The organism is Staphylococcus sp. HMSC067F07 (assembly GCF_001837405.1).
GTDB lineage: Bacteria > Bacillota > Bacilli > Staphylococcales > Staphylococcaceae > Staphylococcus > Staphylococcus capitis.
In genome coordinates, this window is sequence record NZ_KV832212.1 from 23624 (window position 1) to 48671 (window position 25048).

The 25048-nt window shown below is 34.2% G+C and carries 21 protein-coding genes; 7 read left to right on the forward strand and 14 right to left on the reverse strand.

Features of this window, described 5'->3' with window-relative positions; all coding sequences use genetic code 11:
* Positions 1-120: 120 nt before the first annotated feature.
* Together HMPREF2706_RS00940 and HMPREF2706_RS00945 are read left to right on the forward strand one after the other, a co-directional pair.
* Entirely contained in the window at positions 121-1197 is a 1077-nt protein-coding gene (locus HMPREF2706_RS00940) for a M42 family metallopeptidase (RefSeq protein ID WP_070862128.1), read from the forward strand.
* A gap of 22 nt (positions 1198-1219) precedes the next feature.
* Complete coding sequence (locus tag HMPREF2706_RS00945; protein ID WP_037550375.1) at positions 1220-1411, forward strand: hypothetical protein; 192 nt, start codon at positions 1220-1222, stop codon at positions 1409-1411.
* 94 nt (positions 1412-1505) lie between these two features.
* Here the strand turns inward: HMPREF2706_RS00945 and HMPREF2706_RS00950 are convergent, their stop codons facing one another.
* Complete coding sequence (locus HMPREF2706_RS00950) at positions 1506-2324, reverse strand: SDR family oxidoreductase (RefSeq protein WP_070862129.1); 819 nt, start codon at positions 2322-2324, stop codon at positions 1506-1508.
* A gap of 281 nt (positions 2325-2605) precedes the next feature.
* Between HMPREF2706_RS00950 and HMPREF2706_RS00955 the strand changes: the two genes are divergently transcribed.
* The 3 genes from HMPREF2706_RS00955 to HMPREF2706_RS00965 all read left to right on the forward strand — a co-directional run bounded on the left by HMPREF2706_RS00955 (position 2606) and on the right by HMPREF2706_RS00965 (position 8307).
* Positions 2606-4141, forward strand: a complete 1536-nt coding sequence (locus HMPREF2706_RS00955) for an AbgT family transporter (RefSeq protein ID WP_049428462.1) — start codon at positions 2606-2608, stop codon at positions 4139-4141.
* A gap of 403 nt (positions 4142-4544) precedes the next feature.
* A complete protein-coding gene (ppx, locus tag HMPREF2706_RS00960; protein ID WP_070597678.1) occupies positions 4545-6077 on the forward strand; it encodes an exopolyphosphatase in 1533 nt (510 codons plus the stop codon).
* Between the two features lie 64 nt (positions 6078-6141).
* A complete protein-coding gene (locus tag HMPREF2706_RS00965) occupies positions 6142-8307 on the forward strand; it encodes an RNA degradosome polyphosphate kinase (RefSeq protein ID WP_049427925.1) in 2166 nt (721 codons plus the stop codon).
* A gap of 130 nt (positions 8308-8437) precedes the next feature.
* Here HMPREF2706_RS00965 and HMPREF2706_RS00970 read toward each other — a convergent pair whose 3' ends face one another.
* Together HMPREF2706_RS00970 and HMPREF2706_RS00975 are read right to left on the reverse strand one after the other, a co-directional pair.
* A complete protein-coding gene (locus HMPREF2706_RS00970) occupies positions 8438-9670 on the reverse strand; it encodes an acetylornithine deacetylase (protein ID WP_049427923.1) in 1233 nt (410 codons plus the stop codon).
* A gap of 105 nt (positions 9671-9775) precedes the next feature.
* The gene (locus HMPREF2706_RS00975) at positions 9776-10468 is read right to left on the reverse strand and encodes an SDR family oxidoreductase (RefSeq protein ID WP_049427921.1); all 693 of its coding nucleotides are present in this window, start codon (positions 10466-10468) and stop codon (positions 9776-9778) included.
* A gap of 192 nt (positions 10469-10660) precedes the next feature.
* On the opposite strand from HMPREF2706_RS00975, the gene HMPREF2706_RS00980 reads away from it, so the two are divergent.
* Positions 10661-10963: a DUF1413 domain-containing protein gene (locus HMPREF2706_RS00980; protein ID WP_049427919.1), complete on the forward strand. Its 303-nt coding sequence runs from the start codon at positions 10661-10663 to the stop codon at positions 10961-10963.
* A gap of 379 nt (positions 10964-11342) precedes the next feature.
* Here HMPREF2706_RS00980 and HMPREF2706_RS00985 read toward each other — a convergent pair whose 3' ends face one another.
* Positions 11343-11534 (reverse strand): hypothetical protein, encoded by a 192-nt coding sequence (locus HMPREF2706_RS00985; RefSeq protein WP_002432938.1) that lies wholly within the window; start codon positions 11532-11534, stop codon positions 11343-11345.
* Positions 11535-11796: 262 nt separating this feature from the next.
* Between HMPREF2706_RS00985 and HMPREF2706_RS00990 the strand changes: the two genes are divergently transcribed.
* Positions 11797-13722 carry a glycosyltransferase family 2 protein gene (locus HMPREF2706_RS00990; protein WP_083319921.1) on the forward strand — a complete coding sequence of 642 codons (1926 nt, stop codon included), beginning with the start codon at positions 11797-11799 and terminating at the stop codon, positions 13720-13722.
* Positions 13723-13770: 48 nt separating this feature from the next.
* Here the strand turns inward: HMPREF2706_RS00990 and galU are convergent, their stop codons facing one another.
* The 10 genes from galU to HMPREF2706_RS01040 all read right to left on the reverse strand — a co-directional run bounded on the left by galU (position 13771) and on the right by HMPREF2706_RS01040 (position 24881).
* Positions 13771-14640 carry a UTP--glucose-1-phosphate uridylyltransferase GalU gene (gene galU, locus HMPREF2706_RS00995; RefSeq protein ID WP_002469897.1) on the reverse strand — a complete coding sequence of 290 codons (870 nt, stop codon included), beginning with the start codon at positions 14638-14640 and terminating at the stop codon, positions 13771-13773.
* Between the two features lie 149 nt (positions 14641-14789).
* Entirely contained in the window at positions 14790-16148 is a 1359-nt protein-coding gene (locus tag HMPREF2706_RS01000; protein ID WP_029625751.1) for a gluconate:H+ symporter, read from the reverse strand.
* Positions 16149-16212: 64 nt separating this feature from the next.
* A complete protein-coding gene (gene gntK / locus HMPREF2706_RS01005) occupies positions 16213-17754 on the reverse strand; it encodes a gluconokinase (protein ID WP_049427912.1) in 1542 nt (513 codons plus the stop codon).
* Between the two features lie 25 nt (positions 17755-17779).
* Positions 17780-18460 carry a GntR family transcriptional regulator gene (locus tag HMPREF2706_RS01010; protein WP_049427910.1) on the reverse strand — a complete coding sequence of 227 codons (681 nt, stop codon included), beginning with the start codon at positions 18458-18460 and terminating at the stop codon, positions 17780-17782.
* A 217-nt stretch (positions 18461-18677) separates the two neighbouring features.
* A complete protein-coding gene (locus HMPREF2706_RS01015; RefSeq protein WP_023351151.1) occupies positions 18678-19550 on the reverse strand; it encodes an alpha/beta fold hydrolase in 873 nt (290 codons plus the stop codon).
* A gap of 156 nt (positions 19551-19706) precedes the next feature.
* Positions 19707-20402, reverse strand: a complete 696-nt coding sequence (locus HMPREF2706_RS01020; protein ID WP_002432589.1) for a GTP pyrophosphokinase — start codon at positions 20400-20402, stop codon at positions 19707-19709.
* Positions 20403-20546: 144 nt separating this feature from the next.
* Positions 20547-20960, reverse strand: a complete 414-nt coding sequence (locus tag HMPREF2706_RS01025; protein ID WP_049427906.1) for a DUF2188 domain-containing protein — start codon at positions 20958-20960, stop codon at positions 20547-20549.
* 75 nt (positions 20961-21035) lie between these two features.
* Positions 21036-22991, reverse strand: coding sequence for an FUSC family protein (locus tag HMPREF2706_RS01030; RefSeq protein WP_049427904.1), 1956 nt, complete (start codon positions 22989-22991; stop codon positions 21036-21038).
* Between the two features lie 183 nt (positions 22992-23174).
* A complete protein-coding gene (locus HMPREF2706_RS01035; RefSeq protein ID WP_002432496.1) occupies positions 23175-23465 on the reverse strand; it encodes a putative quinol monooxygenase in 291 nt (96 codons plus the stop codon).
* A gap of 144 nt (positions 23466-23609) precedes the next feature.
* Positions 23610-24881, reverse strand: a complete 1272-nt coding sequence (locus tag HMPREF2706_RS01040) for a pyruvate MFS transporter (protein WP_002432812.1) — start codon at positions 24879-24881, stop codon at positions 23610-23612.
* Positions 24882-25048: the final 167 nt, after the last annotated feature.

Here is a 25048-nt window from a genome sequence, read left to right on the forward strand (position 1 = left end):
TTACTTTCCACTATTTGATTTTATTTCTTGAAAATGAACTCAAAAGCTACTGCCACATCATAAAGAATGTCACATGCATGTTATACTAAAATTGAAAACTTATTATTGGAGGAGATAGCTATGTCTGACTCAAAGGAACTACTTAAATCATTAACAGACGTTAACGGCATTGCTGGACATGAAAAAAATGTTAAATCACTAATGAAAGATTACTTAACTCCTGTAAGTGACGAGATCGTTGAAGATAATTTGGGAGGCATTTTCGGGAAAAAGCGTGCCCAAAATGGTTCAAAATCATTAATGATTTCAGGTCATCTTGATGAAATCGGATTTATCGTGACTCAAATCGATAAAGACGGCTATATTTATTTCACACCTATCGGGGGCTGGTGGAACCAAGTGATGTTATCTCAGAAAGTAACAATCACTACTGAAAATGGTAAAGAAATTAGAGGTATTATCGGTTCAAAACCTCCTCATGCGCTCTCACAGGAAGAACGTAAGAAACCAGTTGAAATTAAACATATGTATATTGATATAGGTGTAGCAAACAAAGAAGAAGCTGAAGCTGCGGGAGTAGAGCTTGGAAATATGATTACACCATATAGTGAATTTGAAACACTTGCAAATGATAAATATTTAACTGCGAAGGCGTTTGATAATCGGTATGGTTGCGCATTAGCTATTGATGTCCTCAACCGTTTAAAAGATGACAGTATTGATATCAACTTATTCGCTGGTGCCACAGTTCAAGAAGAAGTCGGTTTACGTGGTGCTAAAGTCGCAGCTAATCTTATCAAACCAGATCTTGCAATAGCAGTAAATGTCGGCGTGGCATATGATGTTCCAGGTATGAGTAGTGAGAAGAATCAAGGCAACTTAGGTGATGGCCCTCTTGTTATCATGATGGATGCAACAAGTATTGCACATGATGGTTTCCGTAAACATATTAAAGAGGTTGCAGAAGCTCATCATATTCCTGTTCAATGGGCTACAACTCCTGGAGGCGGTACTGATGCTGGTAGCATTCATGTAGCCAATGAAGGAATTCCGACAATCACTATTGGTGTAGCATTAAGATATATGCATTCTAATGTTTCAGTCATGCACACAGATGATTATGAAAATTCTGTTCAACTGATTACTGAGATCGTACGCTCGTTAAATGACGACAGCTATCAATCATTAATGTGGTAACAAAAAGACAAGGAGGCAAATCATGTTTTCTAAAAATGATGATAAAAAGACAACTATTTTTGGAGCAATGAAATGTTCTAATTGTGGCAAAGAAATCAATAAAGATGAAAATCTTACAATACAAGTTAAAGCGAAAGACTTAAAAGGTTATACCCATCTAGCAAATTGGGCTGATTCGCAATATAAATTATGTGAAAACTGCGCCCAACAATAGAATAAATGCCTAAATCTGAAACGCATATAACCCCCAGTTCCTCATTTATGGAAACTGGGGGTTTGTGATTATATCATATATGATATGGTCATCATTATTTCGTTGAATTCTTCCAACTATCGTCACTTAACATTTCACCAGGCCATTTATATGCCATCACACCACCATCGATACGAATCGTTTCACCTGTAATAAATGAACTATCATCAGAAGCAAGGAATGTCACTAGTTTACCTACTTCATCAGGCGTACCCAAACGACCTAAAGGTGTAACCCATTTTTGATTTTCACGGAATGTTTTACCCGCTTCATCTTCAGAGGTACCTGCTAAATTATCAACTAATGGTGTTTCGATTGTACCAGGTGCTATCGCGTTTGCGCGAATATTTTCACGACCATATTCAATGGCAATAGATTTTGTAAAGTTAATCACGCCACCTTTAGCAGCGTTGTAACCAGAACGATACAAGTCAGCTGCTTGACCTGAGAATGATGCCGTATTAATGATAGAGCCACCATGATCCATCATTAAAGGTAATAAGAACTTAGTTACTAAGAAAGTTCCTCTCATATCTACAGCCATAATTTTATCGAAGACCTCTACTGGATATTCATGAATACGACCCGCACCATGATCTACACCTGCATTATTAAATATCACGTCGATACGACCATATTTATCTTTAGCTTTCTCGGCAAATTGTTCTACTTGATGTTCATCGGAAATATCTACTTTATAGGCTGTAGCTTGACCACCAGCCTCATTAATTTCCTTCACTGTGTCATCTAACTTATCAGAAATGTCTAATGCTAAGACATGTGCACCTTCATTGGCTAAGACCTTTGCAGAACCTTGGCCTATACCTGTACTTGCGCCGGTTACTACTACAATTTTGTTTTCTAAACGTTTCATCGCTCGTCACTCTCCCGATTTTTTAATTCCTTCATAAAACTTTCTTCATTATTTACAATATATATCTTCCACTTTTAAATTCTTCTTAAACGCTGTTATATCAATGATATCGCTTTAGTTTATGATATTTATTTTCCGGAAAATGAACTTTAATATTATAGATAGCGTTTACATATATGTATTTATCATGTAAGCTTAGTTTTAAATTTCAGAAAATTCTTACCTAAAGATGGTATTGGTGGGTATAGATTCAATAATGAATCAAAGGGGGCAAATGACTAATGGGGGCAAATGCAAAGGAGAAAAAGTCTTTCGTAAGTAAATTTTTAAATGGAGTCGAATTTGTGGGGAATAAATTACCAGATCCTGCGGTACTCTTCTTCTTTATGTGTGTAGGACTCGCAATCATTACTTGGTTTGTATCATTATTCAACGTATCCGTAAAACATCCTGGTGATGGGAAAGTCATACATATTAAGAGCATATTAAGCCATGACGGCTTCGCTTATATCATGAATAACGCGATTAAGAACTTTTCAGAATTTCCCGCACTAGGTTTAGTATTAGGCGTGATGATTGGAATTGGCGCTGCTGAAAAGTCTGGCTACTTCGACAAATTAATGATTTCAGTCGTGAACAAAGCACCAAAAAAGTTAATTGTTCCAACGATTATATTAATTGGCATATTAGGAAGTACTGCTGGAGACGCGGCAACAATTATCTTACCACCACTTGCAGCAATGTTATTTATTAAGATTGGCTACCATCCTATCGCTGGTTTAGCCATGGCCTACGCTTCAGCAGTTGGAGGTTTTGCTGCAAATTTAGTAGTAGGTATGCAAGATGCACTCGTCTATTCTTTCACAGACCCAGCAGCACGTATTGTTTCTAAAGACATTAAGACAAACGTGGCTATGAACTGGTACTTTATCGCAGCAAGTGTTGTTGTCTTATTACCAACAATCCATTTGGTTACGACAAAACTCATTATTCCTAGATTAGGACGTTATGATGAAAGTCAGGCCCATGAAGACACAGAAGAAACATCTTCTCATATCACACCACAAGAGAATAAAGCACTCTTTTGGGCAAACATAAGCTTTGTAGTACTCATCGTTTTACTCATTATATGCGCAATACCAGAACATAGTTTCTTAAGAAATGCGAAGACTGGAAGTCTACTCGACGATGCACCGTTAATTAATGGTGTCGGATTAATTATTTTAGTTGTGTTCTTAGTACCAGGCACAATTTATGGAATATTAAGTGGAGAAATTAAAAATACTAAAGACTTAGGCAGTATGATCGCAGAATCATTAGGTTCTATGGGGTCATTTATTGTCATCGTATTCTTCGCATCACAATTACTTGCCTTTTTAGAATGGAGTAACTTAGGTGTCATTGCAGCCGTTAAAGGTGCTAAATTATTACAACATCAAAATGGAATAGTTTTAATTATAGGAATTATTTTACTAAGTGCTTTAGTCAATATGTTGGTCGGTAGCGCTTCTGCCAAATGGGGTATTCTAGCACCTATCTTTGTACCAATGCTCATCTTAGTTGGATTCCATCCAGCATTTACACAAGCAATTTATCGTGTAGGTGATTCAATTACAAACCCTATCACACCGATGATGCCATATCTACCGTTATTACTTTCATATGCACAAAAGTATGATAAAAATATGAAACTCGGTACACTACTATCAAGTTTGATGCCTTACTCTATCGCCCTCACTATTGTATGGATAGCCTTTACATTAATATGGTTCCTACTTGGTATACCAGTAGGCCCCGGAGGACCAATTAAGGTGTAAAAAAGGTGCGGAAGTGAGCGGTTAGGTTGCGAGCAATTACTAGCATCAAGCGAAAACTGTTCTTTAGTTTTTGCGCGATGCGTATAATTGTTGAGCAATCTGCTCACTGAAGCCCGTCTATCATTCCTAGCATTTTAAACTCACTTACAATAAAAATAATCGCTAGTATATCTTCCCTCTAGATGTACTAGCTTTTTAAACTTTTAAATTCAAAATTTTATTACAGACATCCTTTTATCTGCGTAATTAAATACATATTGTCTAAAATATTATAGTTTTCCCAAATTACTATAAAACTTTAACAAAAAGTTTCTTAAAAATCTTTTCAATTTATCTATATCATGTAAAATAAAATTAAACAGGGGTAATTTCAAACTTCCCGTAAGAATCAGAGGAGGCAGAGATGGAAGAAAGAATAGGTTTAATAGACATTGGCTCAAATACGATTCGACTCGTTATTTTTGGTTTCACTACAGAAACAGGACTAAATGAAATCCTCAACATTAAGACACCTGCACGTCTTAGTCAATATTTAACAGAAGACACAAAAATGAACGATGAAGGTATTGAAGTGTTAAAAGAAGCGCTTCGTAGTTTCAAGAAAGTTGCTGACAAGTTTGATGTTCAAGAATTACATCCTATTGCGACAGCAGCAATACGTCAATCGCAAAATAGAGATGACATCATTAAGCAAATCAAAAAAGATTTGAATATTAAAATTCAAATTGTGCCTGAAGAAGATGAAGCTTTCTATGGATACTATGCCATTTCACATACGACAGATATTGAAAATGGTATTTCTGTAGATATTGGTGGCGGATCTACAGAAGTGACGCTCTTCAAAGACAAGAAACTTAAAGAGGCACATAGTTTTCCATTTGGAGTAGTAACATTAAAACGTCAATTCTTTGGCGACAAAGACCATAACGATAAACCAGCCATTAAAAGTATGGAAAAGTTTTTATCCGAACAGTTTAATCAACTTGATTGGTTAAAAGATCAAGAAATTGCACTCGTTGGTGTAGGTGGCTCTGCACGTAACGTTGCGCGAATACATCAATCAGAACATTCCTACCCTATTGGTGGCGTTCATAACTATACCATGTCACTTAAAGACATCGATGAAGTATATGATATCATCCGTAAAAGCTCACGAGATGATTTAACTAACCTTGATGGCCTAAGTCGAGATCGCGTAGATATTATCCTACCTGCCGTCTCAGTGTTTAAAACACTTTTCAAGAAAATTGATGCTACACAATTCACTTTCTCAAGAAACGGTATTCGTGAAGGCTATGTTATGAACTTGATACGTCAACGTCACCCTAATGAATTTAAAAGAGATAACGTACGTCAAGATGCATTAAGACATCTTGCGAATGAGTATAACATTGAAGAAGATAGTGCGAATCGTCGATTAAAATTAGCTCAATCTTTACTGGATCAACTATTAAAACACGGTAATTTGAAAGTTTCAGCTCAAGAAAAAGCTTTATTCGTCGAAGGTGCTTACATTTATTACCTTGGTAGCTTTATAGATTCAGATTCAAGTTCACCACATACTTATTACTTAATTGCGAATTCTATGATTAATGGATTTTCTCATAAAGACCGTGTGAAGCTAGCATTACTTGCAAGTTTTAAAAATAAATCATTACTTAAGTTCTATGTTAAAGAAACAGAATGGTTTAGTGGTAAGGAAGTTGATACCATTCAGGCTTTAGGTGGCATCATTAAATTTGTGAATGCGTTAAATATTTCACATACCAGCTTTGTAGAAGAAGTTAAACTTAAAGAGAAAAAGGACGATAAATATGAACTCTATGTTTACTACAAAGGAGAGCCTATTGCAGAAGAGTATCAAGCCAATAGACAGAAGAAACATATCGAAAAGATTTTAAAGGGGAAAGTTTCAATCATCTTTACAAAATCTTAAAATTCATATGATATTTTTAGACTACACAACTATAAAGACTAAATAATGAGGTGTATTGAGAGTTATGCAAACTCAATTGGGAGAAAAGGATATTAATTTACCACAGTACTATAATAACAGGGAGTTAAGTTGGTTAGATTTTAACTATAGAGTCTTACAGGAAGCTTATGATAAGAATAATCCATTACTCGAAATGCTTAATTTTGTATCTATTTTCAGTTCAAATTTAGATGAATTTTTCATGGTTCGTGTCGCTGGTTTAAAAGACCAAGTGAAAATGGGTTATGACAAACCTGAAAATAAAGCTCAAATGACGCCTCAAGAACAACTTGATGCGATTAAGATAAAGAATACAGAGTATGTACATATGCAATATCAACGCTACAACGAACTTATTGAAGAGTTACGTAATTATGATATTGAAATGGTTAAACCTGATTGTTTATCAGAAACGCTCATAGAGAAACTTGAAAAAGAATTCAAAATGCGTATTCTACCTACTCTGACGCCACTAGGTATTGACGCGTATCACCCATTTCCAAAATTAAATAACAAAAGTTTAAATATTTTTGTAGATATCGATACTGAAGATGCTATTAATTCTGCAATTGTACAAATTCCATCTTTAATTCCTCGCTTTTTAACACTTAACGAAGGTAATAAACAATATGTTGTAATGGTTGAAGATGTCATTACATACTTTATCAACTACCTATTTACAGGATATGAGGTTTTAAATACATTTACTTTTAGAATTACCAGAAATGCTGATTTAACGATTCATGAAGACGGTGCTGAAGACTTACTGATTGAAATTGAACGCTTTTTAAAAGAACGTAAAAGTGGTTCAGCCGTGCGTTTAGAAGTCGATGGACGTACAGCTCAAAGAGAGAATATCGAATGGCTTAATGAACAATTAGAAGTAGAAGAAAATGACGTATACTTCTTAAATGGTCCCTTAGATTTAACATTTTTATTCGGCTTAGTTGACCATCTTTCAAATAAACTTAAATATCTTACTTATGAGAAATACACGCCACAAGTACCTAGATCATTAGGGAACAATAATATTTATAAATTAGCTTTAGAAAGAGATATTTTCTTCCATCATCCTTATGAATCATTTGAGCCTATCGTCGATTTTATTCGTGAAGCAGCTGACGATCCAAATACCATTGCGATTAAACAGACGCTTTACCGTGTGAGTAAAGACTCGCCAATCATCAATAGTCTGAAAGAAGCCGCTGAAAATGGTAAGCAAGTTACAGTGCTTGTGGAACTAAAAGCTCGTTTCGATGAAGAGAATAACGTTCATTGGGCACGTATGCTTGAAGATGCAGGTTGTCACGTGATTTATGGTATGACACACCTTAAGACACACAGTAAAATCGCGCTAGTAGTTAAACGTATTGGTGGCGAATTAACATCATTTGTACACCTTGGTACAGGTAACTATAATGACAAAACAGCCAAACTTTATACAGATATGGGAATCATCACTACAAATCAAGAAATTGCAGAGGATGCGATTAACTTCTTTAATTATTTAAGTGGTTACTCTATCAAACCTGAATATAATAAACTGATTGTAGCGCCATTTGATATTCGTGATGTCTTTATCGATCGCATAGATAAAGAAATCAGTAATCACTTAGAATATGGAAACGGTAAGATTATGATGAAGATGAATTCTCTTACCGATAAAGCTATTATTGAAAAGCTCTTTGAAGCCTCTCAAGCTGGTGTTAAAATTCAGCTTATTATAAGAGGTATCTGTTGTCTCAAACCTGGTGTTCCTGGAATTAGCGAAAATATTGAAGTAGTAAGTATTGTTGGACGTTTACTTGAACACTCTCGTATTTACTACTTCCATAATAATGGCGACGAACGTATTTACTTATCTTCAGCAGATGTTATGACACGTAACATGATTAAACGTGTTGAAATCTTGTTCCCTGTTGAAAATAAAACCATTGGTAAGCGTTTAGTCGATTACATGAACTTACAACTTTCAGATAATGAAAAAGGACGTTACCAAGATGAAAATGGTGTATATCACTATGTTAAAAACAACTTGTCACCATTAAATTCACAAGTATACTTAATGCAAAAAGCAATCAAATATGGACAAGAGCTCAAGAAACAAACTGCACAACCAACAGGTCAACCCGTTCGTTCAAAACGCGGTGGTAGTTGGATGAGTAGATTGAAAGAATCGTTTAGAAGATAAAATCTTAAACTTTACTTATAGTAACAAGTCTTTCTGCTTGATATGAAGCAACCCCTCACTATACGAAATAGTGAGGGGTTTTTTTATCCACTTTAACCCTTACAATTTTGGATTTACTTCACATTCTATATTACTTCTCAGGGTGCTCATACCAATGTTTCAGAAACTCATATAACACTTCGCTATACTGCTCTAATTCACGTTTCTCAACCTTTTCATCAACACTATGTGCCTCTTCCAGACTACCTGGACCATATAATATAGTTGGAATATCGAAATGCGCAATCCAACCACCATCTGTTACGGTCGTACTCATGCCATGTCTTAACGCACTGCCATGCACATGTTGATGCGCATCTTCTAGTTGTTTAAATCCAGGATGTTCTATTGGCACTGTAAAACTTGGGAAGATTTCTCCCTTGTCTTCAATCATAGATGCTCCACCCCACTCAAACTCAAGTGGATTCTCTCTCATCCAAACATCCGCTTCAGCCACGCGATTTAAGTAATCTTCAATTTCTTCAACAACATCTTCATATCGCTCATTAGGTAAATAATGTACGGTAATCCATAATCGGCATTCATTTGCAATAAAAGCTGGATGACGACCGCCTTCTATCACTGCTGGATTAATGGTATTCGCACCTGGTGGCATGCCTGGACTCTTTTTCATCACTGCCCAATGAGATTCAAGTTCATTTAATGCTTGAATGACCTTTGTCATCTTTTCAATCGCACTTGCACCAAATAAACCACCGCCCGCATGAATCATCTGGCTACGGGCGCCATCATGTATCGTATTTTTACTTTTAACAATAATCCAACCTGTGATAACGCCACCTTGTCCTAAAGCTTGATTTTCACTCGTATCTAATACTAAGGCTAAATCCCCTCTAGGACCTATCTCACATGCACGTTTTGTACCTGCTTCTCCAACTTCTTCACCTACAACTGATTGTACGATAATGTCACCTTTAGGACGATGTCCTTCTTGATTTAACCTTTCCAAAACATAAAATAAGGATGACATGCCACCTTTCATATCACTGACACCTCGGCCGTATAACCATCCGTCCACTTCTGTTAACTTGAATGGAGGATATTGCCAATATTGATCATCATCTACAGACGCGACATCAACATGGCCATTTAATATTAACTTGGGTGCTTCAGGGTCTTCCCCCTTTAAAGTGGCCACAATGATACTATCATTGTCATAAAGGTGTTCTCGCTGAATAGAGAAACCTAAATCTCTTAATAATAATTCAATTTCATTTTGTAATGGGTCTGTATTTCTTCCTGGAGGACTCTCCGTGTTAAATTCAACAAGCATGTTTAAAATCTCGAATTGACGTTGATTCATTTGATATCCCTTCCTTTATGTAAATTAAAAGTATCAAATAGTTTACAATTCAAGTTTAACATTCTATAAGTGCTTGTCATCTTAATAATATGCTCTTTAATACTTCTATACAGGTCTGACTGTCACTTCATTAACATTTACATGGCTTGGTTGCGTTAACGCATATACAACTGCATCGGCGATGTCGCGTGTATCTAACTTTTTACGTCCGCCAAAGTCATTACCTTCAGTCATTGGTGTTTCAACCATGCCTGGTGATACACTTGTCACTTTTACACCGGTACGTGCGAGTTCTTTTTCAAGGGCTTGTGTAATAGTATGGATTGCTGTTTTAGTGGCGCTGTATACAGCATTTGTCTTCGTAACTTCAAATCCAGAAATAGAAGCAATATTTATAATATGCCCACATGATTGATTTAATAAATGTGGTAATGCTGCTTGTAATACATAAAGCGTCCCTTTTAAATTCACATCAATCATTGTGTCCCATTGTTCAACGTCATAATCTGTGATTTTAGATGATAAACTTTGTCCAGCACTATTAACAACGATGTCGACTTTACCATAGTGTCCTTTAACGACTTGTAGCATTTGGTCAACACTGTCTTTTTGAGTGACATCTGTAGGGATGACTTTTGTCTCAGTTTCAAGTTGTTGTGCCACGGTTTGTAGTTTTTCTTCATTTCTTCCAGCAAGCGCAATGTTAACCCCGTGTTGGCTTAGCGCTTTGGCTATAGCTTCTCCAATCCCACTACCTGCTCCTGTAATTACTGCTACTTTATTCTTTAACTCTGACATATCTTTAGTCTCCTTTTTGGAAAATGAATTTCAATATAAGTTATATCTATCTTAACGTTTTTCAATACTCTATAAAATTGTAGTGATTGCAAAAATTAAAAAATGTTATAATTTCAGTGTGGGTACTTAATAATTAATATAAAGTAGTGATATATAATTATGAGTATATACTAGAAGGAGGTAGTGAGAGAGATGTCTTATCATGATCGCGTTCTAAAGTTAAGAGAAGAAAAGCACCGTACTGCATTTGAATTTCCTTTCGAAGATTTATTTACTAAAGAAGAATGGTTAAATATGTCTATAAAAGAACGTCAAAAAGAGGAAAAAGCTTTTAGACATGAAGTTGAGAAGATGGAAGACGTGAGATTACCATTTGCCAGTAGAGATGCAGCAAAGAATAAGTTATTTAATATCACTTATGAATATAATGGTATTAAAAAGAACTTTAAACAAAATGATAAAAAAGAAAACCCAAGAGGTCGTATTACTCAATAGATTAGTCCAGAATAATTCATTAGAAGATGAATATAGTTTGGTCATCGCGCTTTCCTTGGAGACAGTCTCAACCTTGCTATGCAAGTTTTCAACTCGTCTTATCCCCACAGGAGTCGGATGACCTTATTTTTCGTTCACCCTTCAAAAAATATTAAATACTTAAAGTGTAATTTTCGGATTTTAATTTTTTATTTATTAAATAATTAATAAGTTGAATAAACATAGTGAAGACCACATCTTACTGGGGCGTAGGATGTGGTCTTCTAACACATTATTCTAGATTTTAGGGGTATATAGAGTGTTTGTTGCTCTCAATTACTCTTTGAGAGCAAGTTCATTTCATCATTTTCGAGAGTTATCAATAGCGTTATTGGTTTGGTTAACTTGTAACAAGGGATTTACGTTCTAGACTATAATAATATAATCTCTCGGCATCAATATAAGGGATTGAGTCAATTGTTAAATATCCATCTTTAAGATCACCTATAAGACCTTGATTTACGCCAGTGTGTACATAAATTTCGTAACTACTTACATCAGAGTTAATTAAATTCTCAATTACATTTCTCATAGTCAATCACTCCATAATTTATTACTTACTCCTTACAATTCATATACTACACCTTTTCATGTAAAATAAAAGTATTTTGTGATACTTTTCACAAAATCATCACTTCTTATTTTTTATGTAAATTCTCGATAATATTTAAGCATCAACATAATTTATAATAACCTTGTGATAGTTCTTTAAAAAGTTTTAGGTAATATATCTATTCTGTTTCTTGTAAAAACGCTATTCTTGTAGTACAACTATTTTATTATACAAAAATATAGTGAGTAATATTTTTGTTTTGGGGGAGTTTAAAATTAGTAAGTTAATTTCAATTGTTGTTCCTGTTTATAATAAGGAACCTTTTATTGAGAGATGTGTACAATCTTTAGTGGATTTAGAAATGGACCATTCATTAATTGAAGCTATATTTGTAGATGATGTTTCTTCGGATAGATCTTATGAAATTCTTCAGTACTATGATGATAAGTACGATTTTATAAAATGTATTCAATTAGAACAAAACTCTGGAAGTCCAGCTGAACCTCGTAATGTAGGTATCGAGGTGGCAAATGGTGAATACATTGCTTTATTGGATGCTGACGATTGGTTAGATAAAAAGGGCTTTCCGAAATTAGTATTTCAAATGTCTGAACATCATTCAGATATTGGCTTTGGACAAAGCTTTAGGCATAAAGATAAAAATGTTTCTAAAATGGCTCGTTTCGCTTCATATAAGGAAGCCAATGGTTTAATTCCATATGAAATCAATGAAATTTTTCGTGCTGTGGGTTCACCAGGTAAAATCTTTAAGCGTTCAACAGTAATAGATAATCAAATAAAATTTCAACATATGAAATTTGGTGAAGATAAATTATTCTTTGCGGAATTAATTAGTAAGTGTACAAGTGCATCAATGACAACTGAAGCTACCTATCACGTTAATCGCTTTACAGATAATGTCTCATTAGTTAAATCTACTGATGTTATTGAAAAATCAAAAATCAATTTAGAAGTTTTACGTCAAATTGTTAATTTAGATATTCCTAAAATAGCTATGGAAAGTATTTTGAGTCGTATAGTAGAAGTGGATTACATGCAACGCTTCTTAGTGACTAAAACATTTTTAAAATCTGATAATAAAGAATTCTTTTTCAATCAATTTTCTAAAGTAGAATCCATTATTAAAGAAACTGGATACAATGTGGAAGACTTACTTACTATAGATGAGTATAAAAATGTTTATAGTCTTTTTCACTCAGATAAAGAAGCTATGCAAGAATACATTTATTACAAAATTTTTGATTCTAACAAACAAAAGTTTATTAAAAATACAAGTGTTTATTTAAAATATCCTGATAAATATAACCATTTAATACCTCTACAAGAAGCGTGTATGCCTGTGTATAAAGGTACAGAGATGATAGATGATACATTTTATGAGGTAATTGAATTATTTACTAAACCAAGTGTAGAAATCAATAACGTAGAATTAATTAAAATTCGAGACGAAAGATTTTCTAAATCTGTGAATTATGAACATAAAGATAACTTCATATATATTAAAACTGATGATTTAATCTTTGATGAATTTGATTTTAATATTGCTATTAAATTTAATCTTTACAAAACAGCACTTGTATTCGCTACTTATCCTAATTTCAATGATGATGTTAGTCTAAACCGTCAAAACTTTAAGTTAGAATTTATAAATAAACAATTTAAAATTGAGGATGTCCCAACAAATAAACTAAATGATACTAAGTATTTAAGCGAAAAACCCAATTTTATAATTACTAAAAAAACTATTAAAAGTTATATTGATGCAGATTTTAAAGAAGAATTTAATACTATTAAAAAAGGTAGTTTAATTCCCATATCAGATATGAGTCAATCATCTAAGGGAACAATGAGATTAATTACTAAAGATAAGCGATTCATTACTGCTAATGTAAATTTTGTTAAACCTACTGAATTGAAAAAGAAAGATGGCTACGTTTCTACTATTCCTAAAAGAATTAGAGTATTGAAGAAGTGTAAACTTTACACTGACGTTACTTTCAAAAACGAACCAATTCAAACGATGCAACCTAAAGATGAATTAAATATTATCGATATCGATTATACAAATAATTTTACTCCAAGATTAAAAACCGTTGATGGTTATTACATTACTGCTAATGTTAAGTTTGTAGAGGTATTACATTAATACATTAAGAAGGCACACAGAAATAAAATTTCTGTGTGCCTTTTCATATTAATCAATATTAAGTTTTTTGATGAATTGCTTAAGTTCATCTTTCATACTTTCGTCTTTTAGTGCGTATTCGATAGTAGTTTTTACGAACCCTAACTTTTCACCAACATCGTAGCGGTTACCGATAAAGTCATATGCAAATACTTGATGTTCACTATTCATTCGTTCGATAGCATCAGTGAGTTGAATTTCATTACCTGCACCTTTTTTCTGTGTTTTTAAATAATCAAAGATCTCTGGAGTTAGGACATAACGTCCCATAATTGCTAAATTAGAAGGTGCTGTACCTTGTTCAGGTTTCTCAACAAACTTTTGAACTTCGTAACGACGTTCTTTTTTAGATAAAGGATCAATAATACCGTAGCGATGCGTTTCTGACTCTGGCACCTCTTGAACACCTATAACTGAATTACCAGTTTCTTCATATACTTCCATTAATTGTTTAATAGCTGGTGTATCTGATTCAACAATATCATCACCTAGAAGCACAGCAAACGGTTCATCACCTATAAATTGACGAGCAGAATAAATTGCATGTCCTAAACCTTTTTGCTCTTTTTGTCGTACATAGAAAATATTAGCTAATTCAGTAGAATATTGAACTTTTTCTAATAATTCAGTTTTACCTTTATCTTCTAACACCATTTCAAGTTCTTTTTGATTATCGAAATGATCTTCAATTGCTCGTTTGTGTTTTCCAGTAACGATAATAATATCTTCGATGCCTGCGCGTGAGGCTTCTTCTACTATGTATTGTATCGTTGGTTTATCCAATATTGGTAACATTTCTTTAGGCATAGCTTTTGTAGCTGGTAAGAATCTCGTACCTAAGCCAGCTGCAGGTATAATTGCTTTCTTAATTTGTCTCAATATGTAAACCCCTTTATTTATATTGTTTATCGTATTCATTTTAAAGTGTATCATTATTTAAAATGCTTTCATAGTAGAGTTAATCCCTTCACCAATTTACTTAGTGAAGGGACTGTTATTCATATCGATAATCATTCGGTTATATTTAATTAAACAAATAAACTGATAAATAGTATGAAAATAATTCCAGAAACAGAGATGATTGTCTCTAGTAATGACCACGTTAAGAATGTTTCTTTAATCGTGAGACCAAAGTATTCTCTGAACATCCAGAAACCTGCATCATTGACGTGGGATAGGATAACACTTCCTGCACCAATTGCGAGCACAACTAATGCTACGTTCGTATCTGAATGATGTAATAAAGGTATTACAATTCCTGTTGTTGAGACCGCAGCAACTGTAGCTGATCCAAGCGCGATACGTAATACAGCTGCGACAATCCATGCGAGCAATATAGGTGACATGTTGGAACCTTCAAACATTTTAGCGATGGTGTCTCCAACGCCTCCATCAATTAACACTTGTTTAAATGTACCGCCACCGCCAATGATGAGTAACATCATACCTATAGGATAAATTGCATTTGTAACGGATTCCATAATATTCTCCATCTTACGTTGCCTCATTACACCCATGGAGAAAATCGCAAAGATAACCGCAATTAACATTGCTGTACCAGCTGTTCCTATAAGATAAATGATTTGTTCAAACCAGTTTGTTGGATCTTCATGACCTGTCACTAATTGCACAATTGTAGAAATTAACATTAAAATAACCGGTAATGTTGCTGTAAGTAAGCTAATACCAAAACTTGGCATTTCTTCCTCTTTGAATTCTTTTTGAGTACCTAATGAAGTAATATCCCCTTCGCGTCTATAAGCACTAGGAATTATTTTTTGAGCCATATGATTAAAGAATGGGCCTGCGATAAGTGTCACTGGAATTGCAATGATGATACCGTATAATAATACTTCACCAATATTAGCTTTAAGCTCTTTTGCTATCACGACAGGCCCCGGATGTGGTGGTAAGAAACCATGAGTTACTGATAATGCTGTAACCATTGGTAGTCCTAATTTTAAGATTGAAACATTTGCACGCTTAGCTACTGTAAATACTAGTGGTATTAATAGTACTAAACCAACTTCAAAGAATAATGCAATACCTACGATGAAAGCAGCGATGAGCATAGCCCACTGAACATGTTTCTGACCAAATTTAGCGATGAGCGTATCTGCAATTCGAGTAGCACCTCCACCATCAGCTAGTAGTTTACCTAAAATTGCTCCTAATCCGAAGATGAGCGCAATATGACCTAAGGTACTACCCATTCCATTTTCAATCGTTTCCATAATTTTATTTAAAGGCATTCCTAGTAATAGTGCCGTAATGATTGAAGTAATGATTAATGAAATAAATGTATTTAATTTCAAGAATATAATTAAAGTAAGTAAGATAACAATCCCGAGTACAACACTTATGAGTGGCCAAATTTCTCCAAACATAACATTCCCCTTCTTTCTCTTTTAAATGTCTGAGTTGCAACTTTATAGTTAATACTCTTAGTGCTTAATTGCTTATATGTTTACGTTGGAAGTTTGCTATTTCACTATAGCTTTCAGTTATAGAGCGACTTATATTAATAAAGATTTTAACAAGCTCTTGATAAATTGCTACAGTATCTTCATTTGGTTGATGAGCGTTCGTTGTTCCTACCATTTTTTCAATAATAGAGAAGTCATCAATTTCCCCTATTGCTTTCAGTCCTAGTACACATGCACCTAAGCATGAACTCTCATAACTTTCTGGCACGATAAGATTAGTATCAAAAATATCTGCCATCATTTGTCTCCAAATCTCACTTTTAGCGAAACCACCTGTCGCTTTAATTGTATTTGGTGTCTCATTCATAACTTCTATTAACGCAAGATATACAGTGTATAAATTGTAAAGTACACCTTCTAATGCTGCACGTATCATATGTTCCTTTTTATGAGAGAGCGTTAAACCAAAGAATGAACCTCTAGCGTCTGCATTCCATAGTGGGGCACGTTCACCAGCAAGATATGGATGAAAGATAAGACCTTCTGCACCTGGTTTTACTCGACTAGCAATTTGCGTTAACACATCGTAGGGATCAACACCTAAACGCTTAGCAGTTTCTACTTCGCTTGCAAGAATCTCATCACGTAACCATCGTAGAATCACTCCACCATTATTCACTGGACCACCAATGACGTAGTGTTCATCATCTAAAACATAACAAAATATACGACCTTTATAATCTGTACGTGGTTTATTTATAACTGTTCTAATGGCACCGGATGTACCGATAGTCACTGCAACTTCACCTTTTTTATAGCTATTAACACCTAAATTCGAAAGTACACCATCACTTGCTCCCACAACCACTGGAGTATTTTCATCAATATCCATGAGCTCGGCAAAACGTTTCTTCATGCCAGTTAAGATATGGGTTGTTGGTACAAGCTCTGGTAATTGGTCTCTACTAATACCTAGTAGTTTTAGCGCTTTTTCATCCCAGTCTAATTGTCCTAAGTTGAACATCCCAGTTGCTGACGCCATTGAATAATCGATGACATACTTACCAAATAATTGATAGAAAATGTAAGTCTTAATATCAGCAAATTTAGCTGTTTGATTATATATGGCAGGTTGTTCATGTTTCATCCAGAAAATCTTAGATAGTGGTGACATTGGATGTAACGGTGTACCTGTTCGCTGATAAATTTCAAAGCCATTATATTCATTTTCAATTAAATCAGCATAGCGACTTGAGCGATTGTCAGCCCAAGTAATATTCTCAGTTAAACGTTTATTTTGAGCGTCCATTGCCACTAAGCTGTGCATTTGAGCACTAAATGAAATTAACTTAATATCTTTCTTCGAAATACCAGATTCTCGAACGATGTACTTCACCGTCATTAACACTGCATCAAATAATTCATCTGGATTTTCTTCTGATACGTCTACATTGGGTGTATGTAAGTCATAACCAATATTATGTTTCATTATAAATTGACCATTTTCATCGTAAAGTACAGATTTAGTACTTGTAGTTCCGATATCAACGCCAATCATATATTTCATTATAGGGTCCCTCTCTTCCAAATCTTTACCGTAACCAAAAACTTTCTATATTTTTTCCAACGTCATCAAAGTTTAAGTGAAACGCTTCTCTTAATTTCTCAGCATCATAATGTTCAATTGCTTCTATAAATACTTGGTGGTTGCGATGAATTCTTTCAAAATCTTGTTTGTCTGTAGCCATTCGATGTCTCATAGATAGTAATATGAGCGACTCCATTACTGGCTTCAAGTGATTCCAAAATGTTTTAAGATATTGATGATTCGCAGCATAAATGATGACTTCATGAAATTCGAAATCATGTTTTGTAAATGCCTCTGCATCCTCAAACTGAACCGCCACTTTCATCATTTCTAATTGTTTCTTCATTTCTTTAGCTATCGCTTGTGTGTCATGACCTTTTAATCTTGAAAATGCGAAAGATTCAAGCATGAGACGTAAATCATACATTTCTCTTTTCTTTTGATCTCCAAAAGATAAAACTTGAGCTCCCATACGTTCAAGATGTATTAATTGGTCAGTTTGTAACAATTTGAAAGCATCTCTAACTGGAGAGCGACTAACATTAAATTGCTTGGCTATTTGATTCTCTGTTAATAATGTGTCAGCTAAGATTTCTCCGCTTACGATTCCTAAACGTATTTCAGCTGCAATAGACTCTCCGGTTGTTAAACCTTCCATCCACTTTTTAGGATAGCCATAAGTCATTGTCTCCACCCTCCAAACTTGAACATCTTAACTTGTATACAAGTATGGTAATATACACGTTTTTATTTTGCAAGCGCTTTCTTTAGTTGTTATTATTTTTCAAAATAAAAAACCTTAACGTAATATTACGTCAAGGTTAGTATCTGTTTTCTATTTAAGTTTTGGAAACTTCGACACAGAAATGTGTTTAAGACGCCCTTCCGTCTTACTTTTTCATTTAATTCGAAATCCAATTTTTAATATGGTCTACTACGCCTATTTGATCTTTAGAAGTTGTTTCCAACACACTAGGAAAATCGATATGACCTATTCCTGGATATAATATTTCTTTTGTTTCACCACCCAGTTGTTTAAACTTTTCAAGTGTGGCTTGTGAATCTGTGTATGGAATAATTTGATCTTCTTTACCAGACATGAACATGATTTTAGGGAACTGCTTTATTTCATCTATATCGGGTAAGTAATCTGTCTTAATAGTATAGAGTATGTCGGTAATGATGGTTTTTATTGGAGCGACAAATTGTATTAAATCTAACGCATTCTCTTTATGAGCATAAATGGTTTTGTTCAAGATGTATTGAGGAAGATTTTTAACTGCTTTCACTTCGTCCTTCAAAATATCCCTCTTACTATTATTTGTAAATAGACGCGCGAGCATACTAGCATCTGGGGTAATTTTAGCTGCGCTATGTAAATAAATAAGATGAGTAATGGGGAGAGTATTGTATTTAAGTAGACGCGTTGCAATCATACCTCCCATTGAATAACCGACGATACTTAATTCGTGAATTTGTTGTTCCTCAACCACTTGCGTTAAGACATCATAAATACGTTCAGAGTAATCATCAAGCGTGTGTGTATCCCTGTCTAAATCAGAACTCTTTCCTCTACTAGGACAATTCACAAAGATCATTTTATATTCTCTAAAATAGGGTTCGAACATTGTCATTATTTTATAAGTTAATAATGCTCCGTGGATAAAGACAATTACATTATTAGAATTCATATCTCCTGCGTATGCGACTTCGCTATATTCATCTTTAAATCGTTTCAGTGGATAAACCTTAGTTGTAAAATTCTGCTTAATCATAAATAACCTCGTATTTCTAATATATCAATTAAAATAATAATAACATATAAATAATTTTTATATAAATATAGCCAAAATAAAGTGGTTATTGAATTTAACATAATTAAAACCATCTGTGTGACCAGATGGTTAATAAAATTCATTCTATAATACACTTTAATTACTCGATATCTCTGAATGGATTTGTTGCATCTTACTTTCAACATTTGTAATATCAGTCGCACATTGTTCAAGTAATCCTTTATACTTTTCAGTGTCTGCGTCATTCTTATATCGAATCTTATGTTCTAAACTTGCCCACATATCCATACCAATTGTACGAATTTGAATTTCTACTGGCGTCACTTCTACAGCATCAGCTAAAAAGACAGGAATGGATACCACAATATGCAAACTACGATAGCCATTTTCTTTGGGATGTTCAATATAATCTTTTCGCTTCAACAATTTAACGTCTTCTTGTTTGAGTAGCATTTGTTCAATCACATAAATATCATCTAAATAATTACAAACCACTCGAATACCTGCAATATCCATGATATTCTCTTTGGCGCTTTGTGCACTCACTTCAAGCCCTTTACGACTTAGTTTCTTAACTAAGCTGTGCATTTCTTTAACTCGTCTTTCCATATGATGTATGGGATTATGTTTAAATTGATAATTAAAATTTTCATCTAAAATACTTAACTTCGTACTAATTTCTTTAAGTGCGGAAGAATACACATGGTCTAGTTCAACAAAGCCTAATAGTGTATCAAATGCTGCCTCACTATCCTGAAAGTTATTTAAACTATTTTTGAATTCATTTCTTAAGTCTTCGACATATAATGAAGGCTTTCTTTCTACGTACATATATCTCGACCTCCGTTTTCTATACACCTCCATTATATCGGAATTGAAATCGATAGAGAAACGTTAGCCCATCATACTTTCGCCTCATTTAAGTAAGCAAACTAAAACCGCATAAGTATGAGCACTTACGCAGTTCAATTTAATCTATTCATCTTTTTTATGTTCGATGACTTTAGTTCCTTTATTGTCAGCAATCTCGTTCGCACGTTTCACGGCGTCTTGCTTTTGATCGAATGTATCTGAAGCTTGTTTAGCATCTTCAGTTTTAACTTTCCATTCATTGTCTTCGTAATAAACATGTATATTTTCGTCATTTAATTTTGGATTAGCTGACTGATCTTTCTGGTGTTGTGTGATATGTTTATTCTTTAATTCATCTAATGCTTCCTTAGACGCATCTTTATACCATTTTTCAGCTTGTTGTGTAGCAATAGGAATCACGTCGCCTTCTTTATAGCCATCTTTTAGCATAGCATTTCCGATGTCTATTGCCTTCTTACGTTCAAGTTCATCGAAATTTTTCCAACTTTGTGGGTAATCGTCCATTGTCCAAGGCATAACTTTACCTCCCAATAAAATAACTTTTAATAGTATTTACCACTATCATGAGTTATTAAACGAAAGGTTCACTTACTAACCTTTTGATTGAGAGTCATTTGAAGTATGATGTTCTTCCTCATTTTCTGTGATATCTTTACGTGCGTGAACACTGTTACGCTGAATATTAATTAATGCTGATCGAATATAATTATATTGAGGTAAATGACTTAACTCTCTTTCCTCTAAACTGCCTTGTAGTTGGAAATGCTTGGCAATATTTTCAAACGCTAAGAGATACTCGCCCATTTGCTCATCATCGATAGTTATACGATGTTTGTTATTCATCGCTCTTTCTAACATAAAACTAATTTCCTCTAACGCAAAGATACTTGGATAATAATATCGCACAACCTCTTTATTACTGAACAATTCTCCGTTGGCAGAATTATACATTTGAGTGACGTTGCTGATTTTTACGTTTAAATTTAAACGTTCTCCCTTATCTACTTCATTCGTTTCGTATTTATTTTTAGAAAATAAATAATGAAATAGCGTGGCTTCTTTACGAACTAGTTCTGCAATCGCTCCTGGTAACATTGAGGAGGCCGTATTTCTGGCAACTAAGAATATCCCTATAACAGTTATGACAATACCTAATATAACGTCGATAATACGTGTATAAGCAATTTCTATACTTAAGTTATGCGAAGCTAGACCATTCAGCATAATTACTTGAGTAGTAATGAAAATAACAGCAAATGCATAGTTTGCCGCAACAAACGCTTCAGTCATCACTGCTGAAACACCCATGATTAATATTGCAATTAACGGATTAATGTTTAAGGCTAATATGCCTGACAAAATAAGGGCGCCAATAATTGTACCTATTCCTCTTGCTAATGCACGGTCAAGTGAACGGATTGTCGTCATATTTGAGAGTAATACAGTATGTGCTGAAAGTGGTACCCAATAAGCCTTTTGAATATTAAATCCTAGCGCAATAAATATTGCTATAGCCATAATAACCGTATATTGTAGCGCATTTCTGAAGACGATTGAATCAAAAGTTAAATTTTGATAAATACGTTTACTATAGAGTGGTTTGCGAATATCGGCTTCATGTTCAATTTGATTGTCGTTCGCATGTACCATTTCATCGATTTTCAATATATGATTCAATAAATTTTCAAATTCTGAAGGTACGTCCACAGGCTTTGTCCATGGTCTTGAAGTTCGAGGTTGTTGTATTTCATTATAAATATGATCCATCATTTCAATAAGATCTTGTGGAATAGGACGAACATTTTTCTCATTTAATTCGAGTAACTCTGAATAGATACCTTGTGCTGCAGTATGTAGGAGTATTAACTTTCGGAAACGTGAACTTAACTTTCCATTACCACCTGATGTAGAAGTGATAAGGAGCTTTTCCGATGTTCTAAATTCAGTTACAGCATTTCTCGCGTATGTTTTAAACGCTTCAGGGTCATTATAATGATGTAACAAGTTATGAATTGTAGCAAAATCCGCGTTAATCGCTCTATCTTCTGCTTTAACTTTGGTAAATAAGATGGTTAACATTACAGTTATTGTCGCTAATATACCACCAATAAGAATGCCTAAGCCACGTAGTAATGCTTCTTCTGGCGCATGAGGTAAATTAATAGGCAAACAATATGTTACTAAGAAGAAGGTAGAAGACGGTCCAGCTACTTTGAGTGCATTAAAAATATAATACGGTACCGCAACGACAACAAGTAAGATAAGACCAAATACTATCGGCTGTATAATCGTTAACGTACCTAACATCATACAAAGTGAGAACGACAGTGAGCAGATAATAACTGTTCTTAACATAGATTGCGTTGAGCCTTTAAACACATAGACATGTGCAAGTGTACCTGTTGATATTAATAAGCCAAAATTGAAAAATCCAAAAAAATAGCCTATTAAAGCAGGTATAATAAGTAATAATCCTTGTCTTAACCCTTTATAATAATCAATTTTAGATTTATCAACACGGGTCAGTGAATTAAGTACGTGATTCACTTTAATCTTCCTTTCTAATTTACATCCCCAAATAAGAACATAAGAAAGAACGAGACAATTTAATTTTATGAGTTGAATAACATTGTCTCGTTCATTTTTTATAATCTATGATGTTCATAAGTGTTGCATTTACTTACCAATTATAACACTGATTATTCATTTATGTTGAACGTGCGAATTGAATTATTTTTCTACTGTTCGACTTACATCTATCTTAGGTTCCTCAGTAATAAATTTACTAATATTTTGGCTAAATGTTTGGAAGTGTTCAGATTGATTGTGTTCTTCAACAGCATTTTCATCTTTATAATTTTCAACCACCACAAATGTATTCGCTTCGCTTACATCTTCATAGTGATGATAGAATAAATTTCCTTTTTCTTGTCTAGAATGTTCCACTAAGTCAGCCATTAATTGTAAGTAATCTTCGCGTTTATTTTCATCAACTTTAATCTTAGCATTAATGATAATCATTTGAATCATCTCCTCAGCTTCTTAACAGTTTAATACATAGATAACCTGAAACATCATGCTTTAAACTCTTGTAAATTCAGAAGTAAATAAAAAAAATACTAAGATGAGTGGTTTGGGAATCTTAGTATGTTCAAGATAAAAATATTAATTTGATTGTTCTTCATCTACAACAAGTGGTTGATCTGGTTTAACGAAGAACCATAGAATAGCAGCAATAACTGCAGGAACAATTAATAATTGTAATGTCATTGACCAACCTAGTTGATCTACTACTATACCGGCAAGTAATGGGCTAATTAATGCGCCGATGTTCCCCCATAAGTTCATCCAACCAGACACTGTGCCTGAGAAGTTACGACCAAGGTCAGTCGCTGCTGCCCAGCTCATACCCATTGAAATACCTACGCCACCTAAACATAAGGATAACCAAACAATTGTCATGTATAAGTTATCAGTATGAACTGCTAAAAAGATTGATACAGAGAACACTACAAATCCAGCGATAGCAATCGCACCACGCGCTACAAATCGTGACTGCCCAGAATTTAAAATTTTGTCTGAGATTGCTCCAGCTGAGAGTATTAGGAAGAACATAAACAACCATGGTAATGAACTGATTGCCATATCTTTGAAATCCACATGATATTGCTCAGCCAAATATGTTGGTAACCAAATTAAGAATAATGCGATAACGAATTGTACTACAAAATATTGTAGTGCAATTGCATAGAAACTAAAGTGACTTAAGAAACGTTTCCAGGGTGGTAAAGACTTTTCAGTTGCAACAATATCACGATGCTCAGTGATATATTTCTTCTCCGCTTCACTTACCATTTTGTGATGCTCAGGTAAATCTTTAGCAATGATTGCCCATAAGATAGCCATAACAATACCAACTGCACCAAAGATATAAAATACTGCTTGCCAGTTAAAGGCATTAACAATTGCAATTGTGATAATCGGTGCTAGTACTGGTCCAAAATAAGACCCAGCTAGAAGAGCACTCGAAGCTCTTCCTTTTTCGTTTTTAGCAAACCAAAATGAGTTAAATACGGCATTCGATGGGTACATTGGGGCTTCGCCGACACCGAATAAAAATCTTACAAAATATAATAAACCGTGATGTTTAATCATACCTGTCAAAATTGTGAATGCACTCCACCATACGAGAGCTATAGTAATCATTTTACGAGGACCAAATTTCTCAGCTAACATTCCAGAAGGCACTTGCATAAATGCATAACCTAGTGAGAAAAATGAGGCTAATAAACCAAATTGTGTTTTTGTCATACCTAAATCTTTCATCATTGGAGCTGCAATATATGAAATATTAGACCTATCCATATATGCAATTACGCCGATGAGAAAGAACCCAATTGCAAAATACCAGCGTACATTACTGCGTTTTTCATTCATATTTGTTTCCTACTTCCATTTAAATTATGTTGTTTCTATATAAGATGTCGTTAAGTTTCAGAAATTCCCTGCGATGACTGTTAAAACTACCCTTTTTAGAACAACTTTTTTAAGTTGTAGCGCTACAATTTTTATATAATATAGCACGTTGTGAAAACGGTTACAAT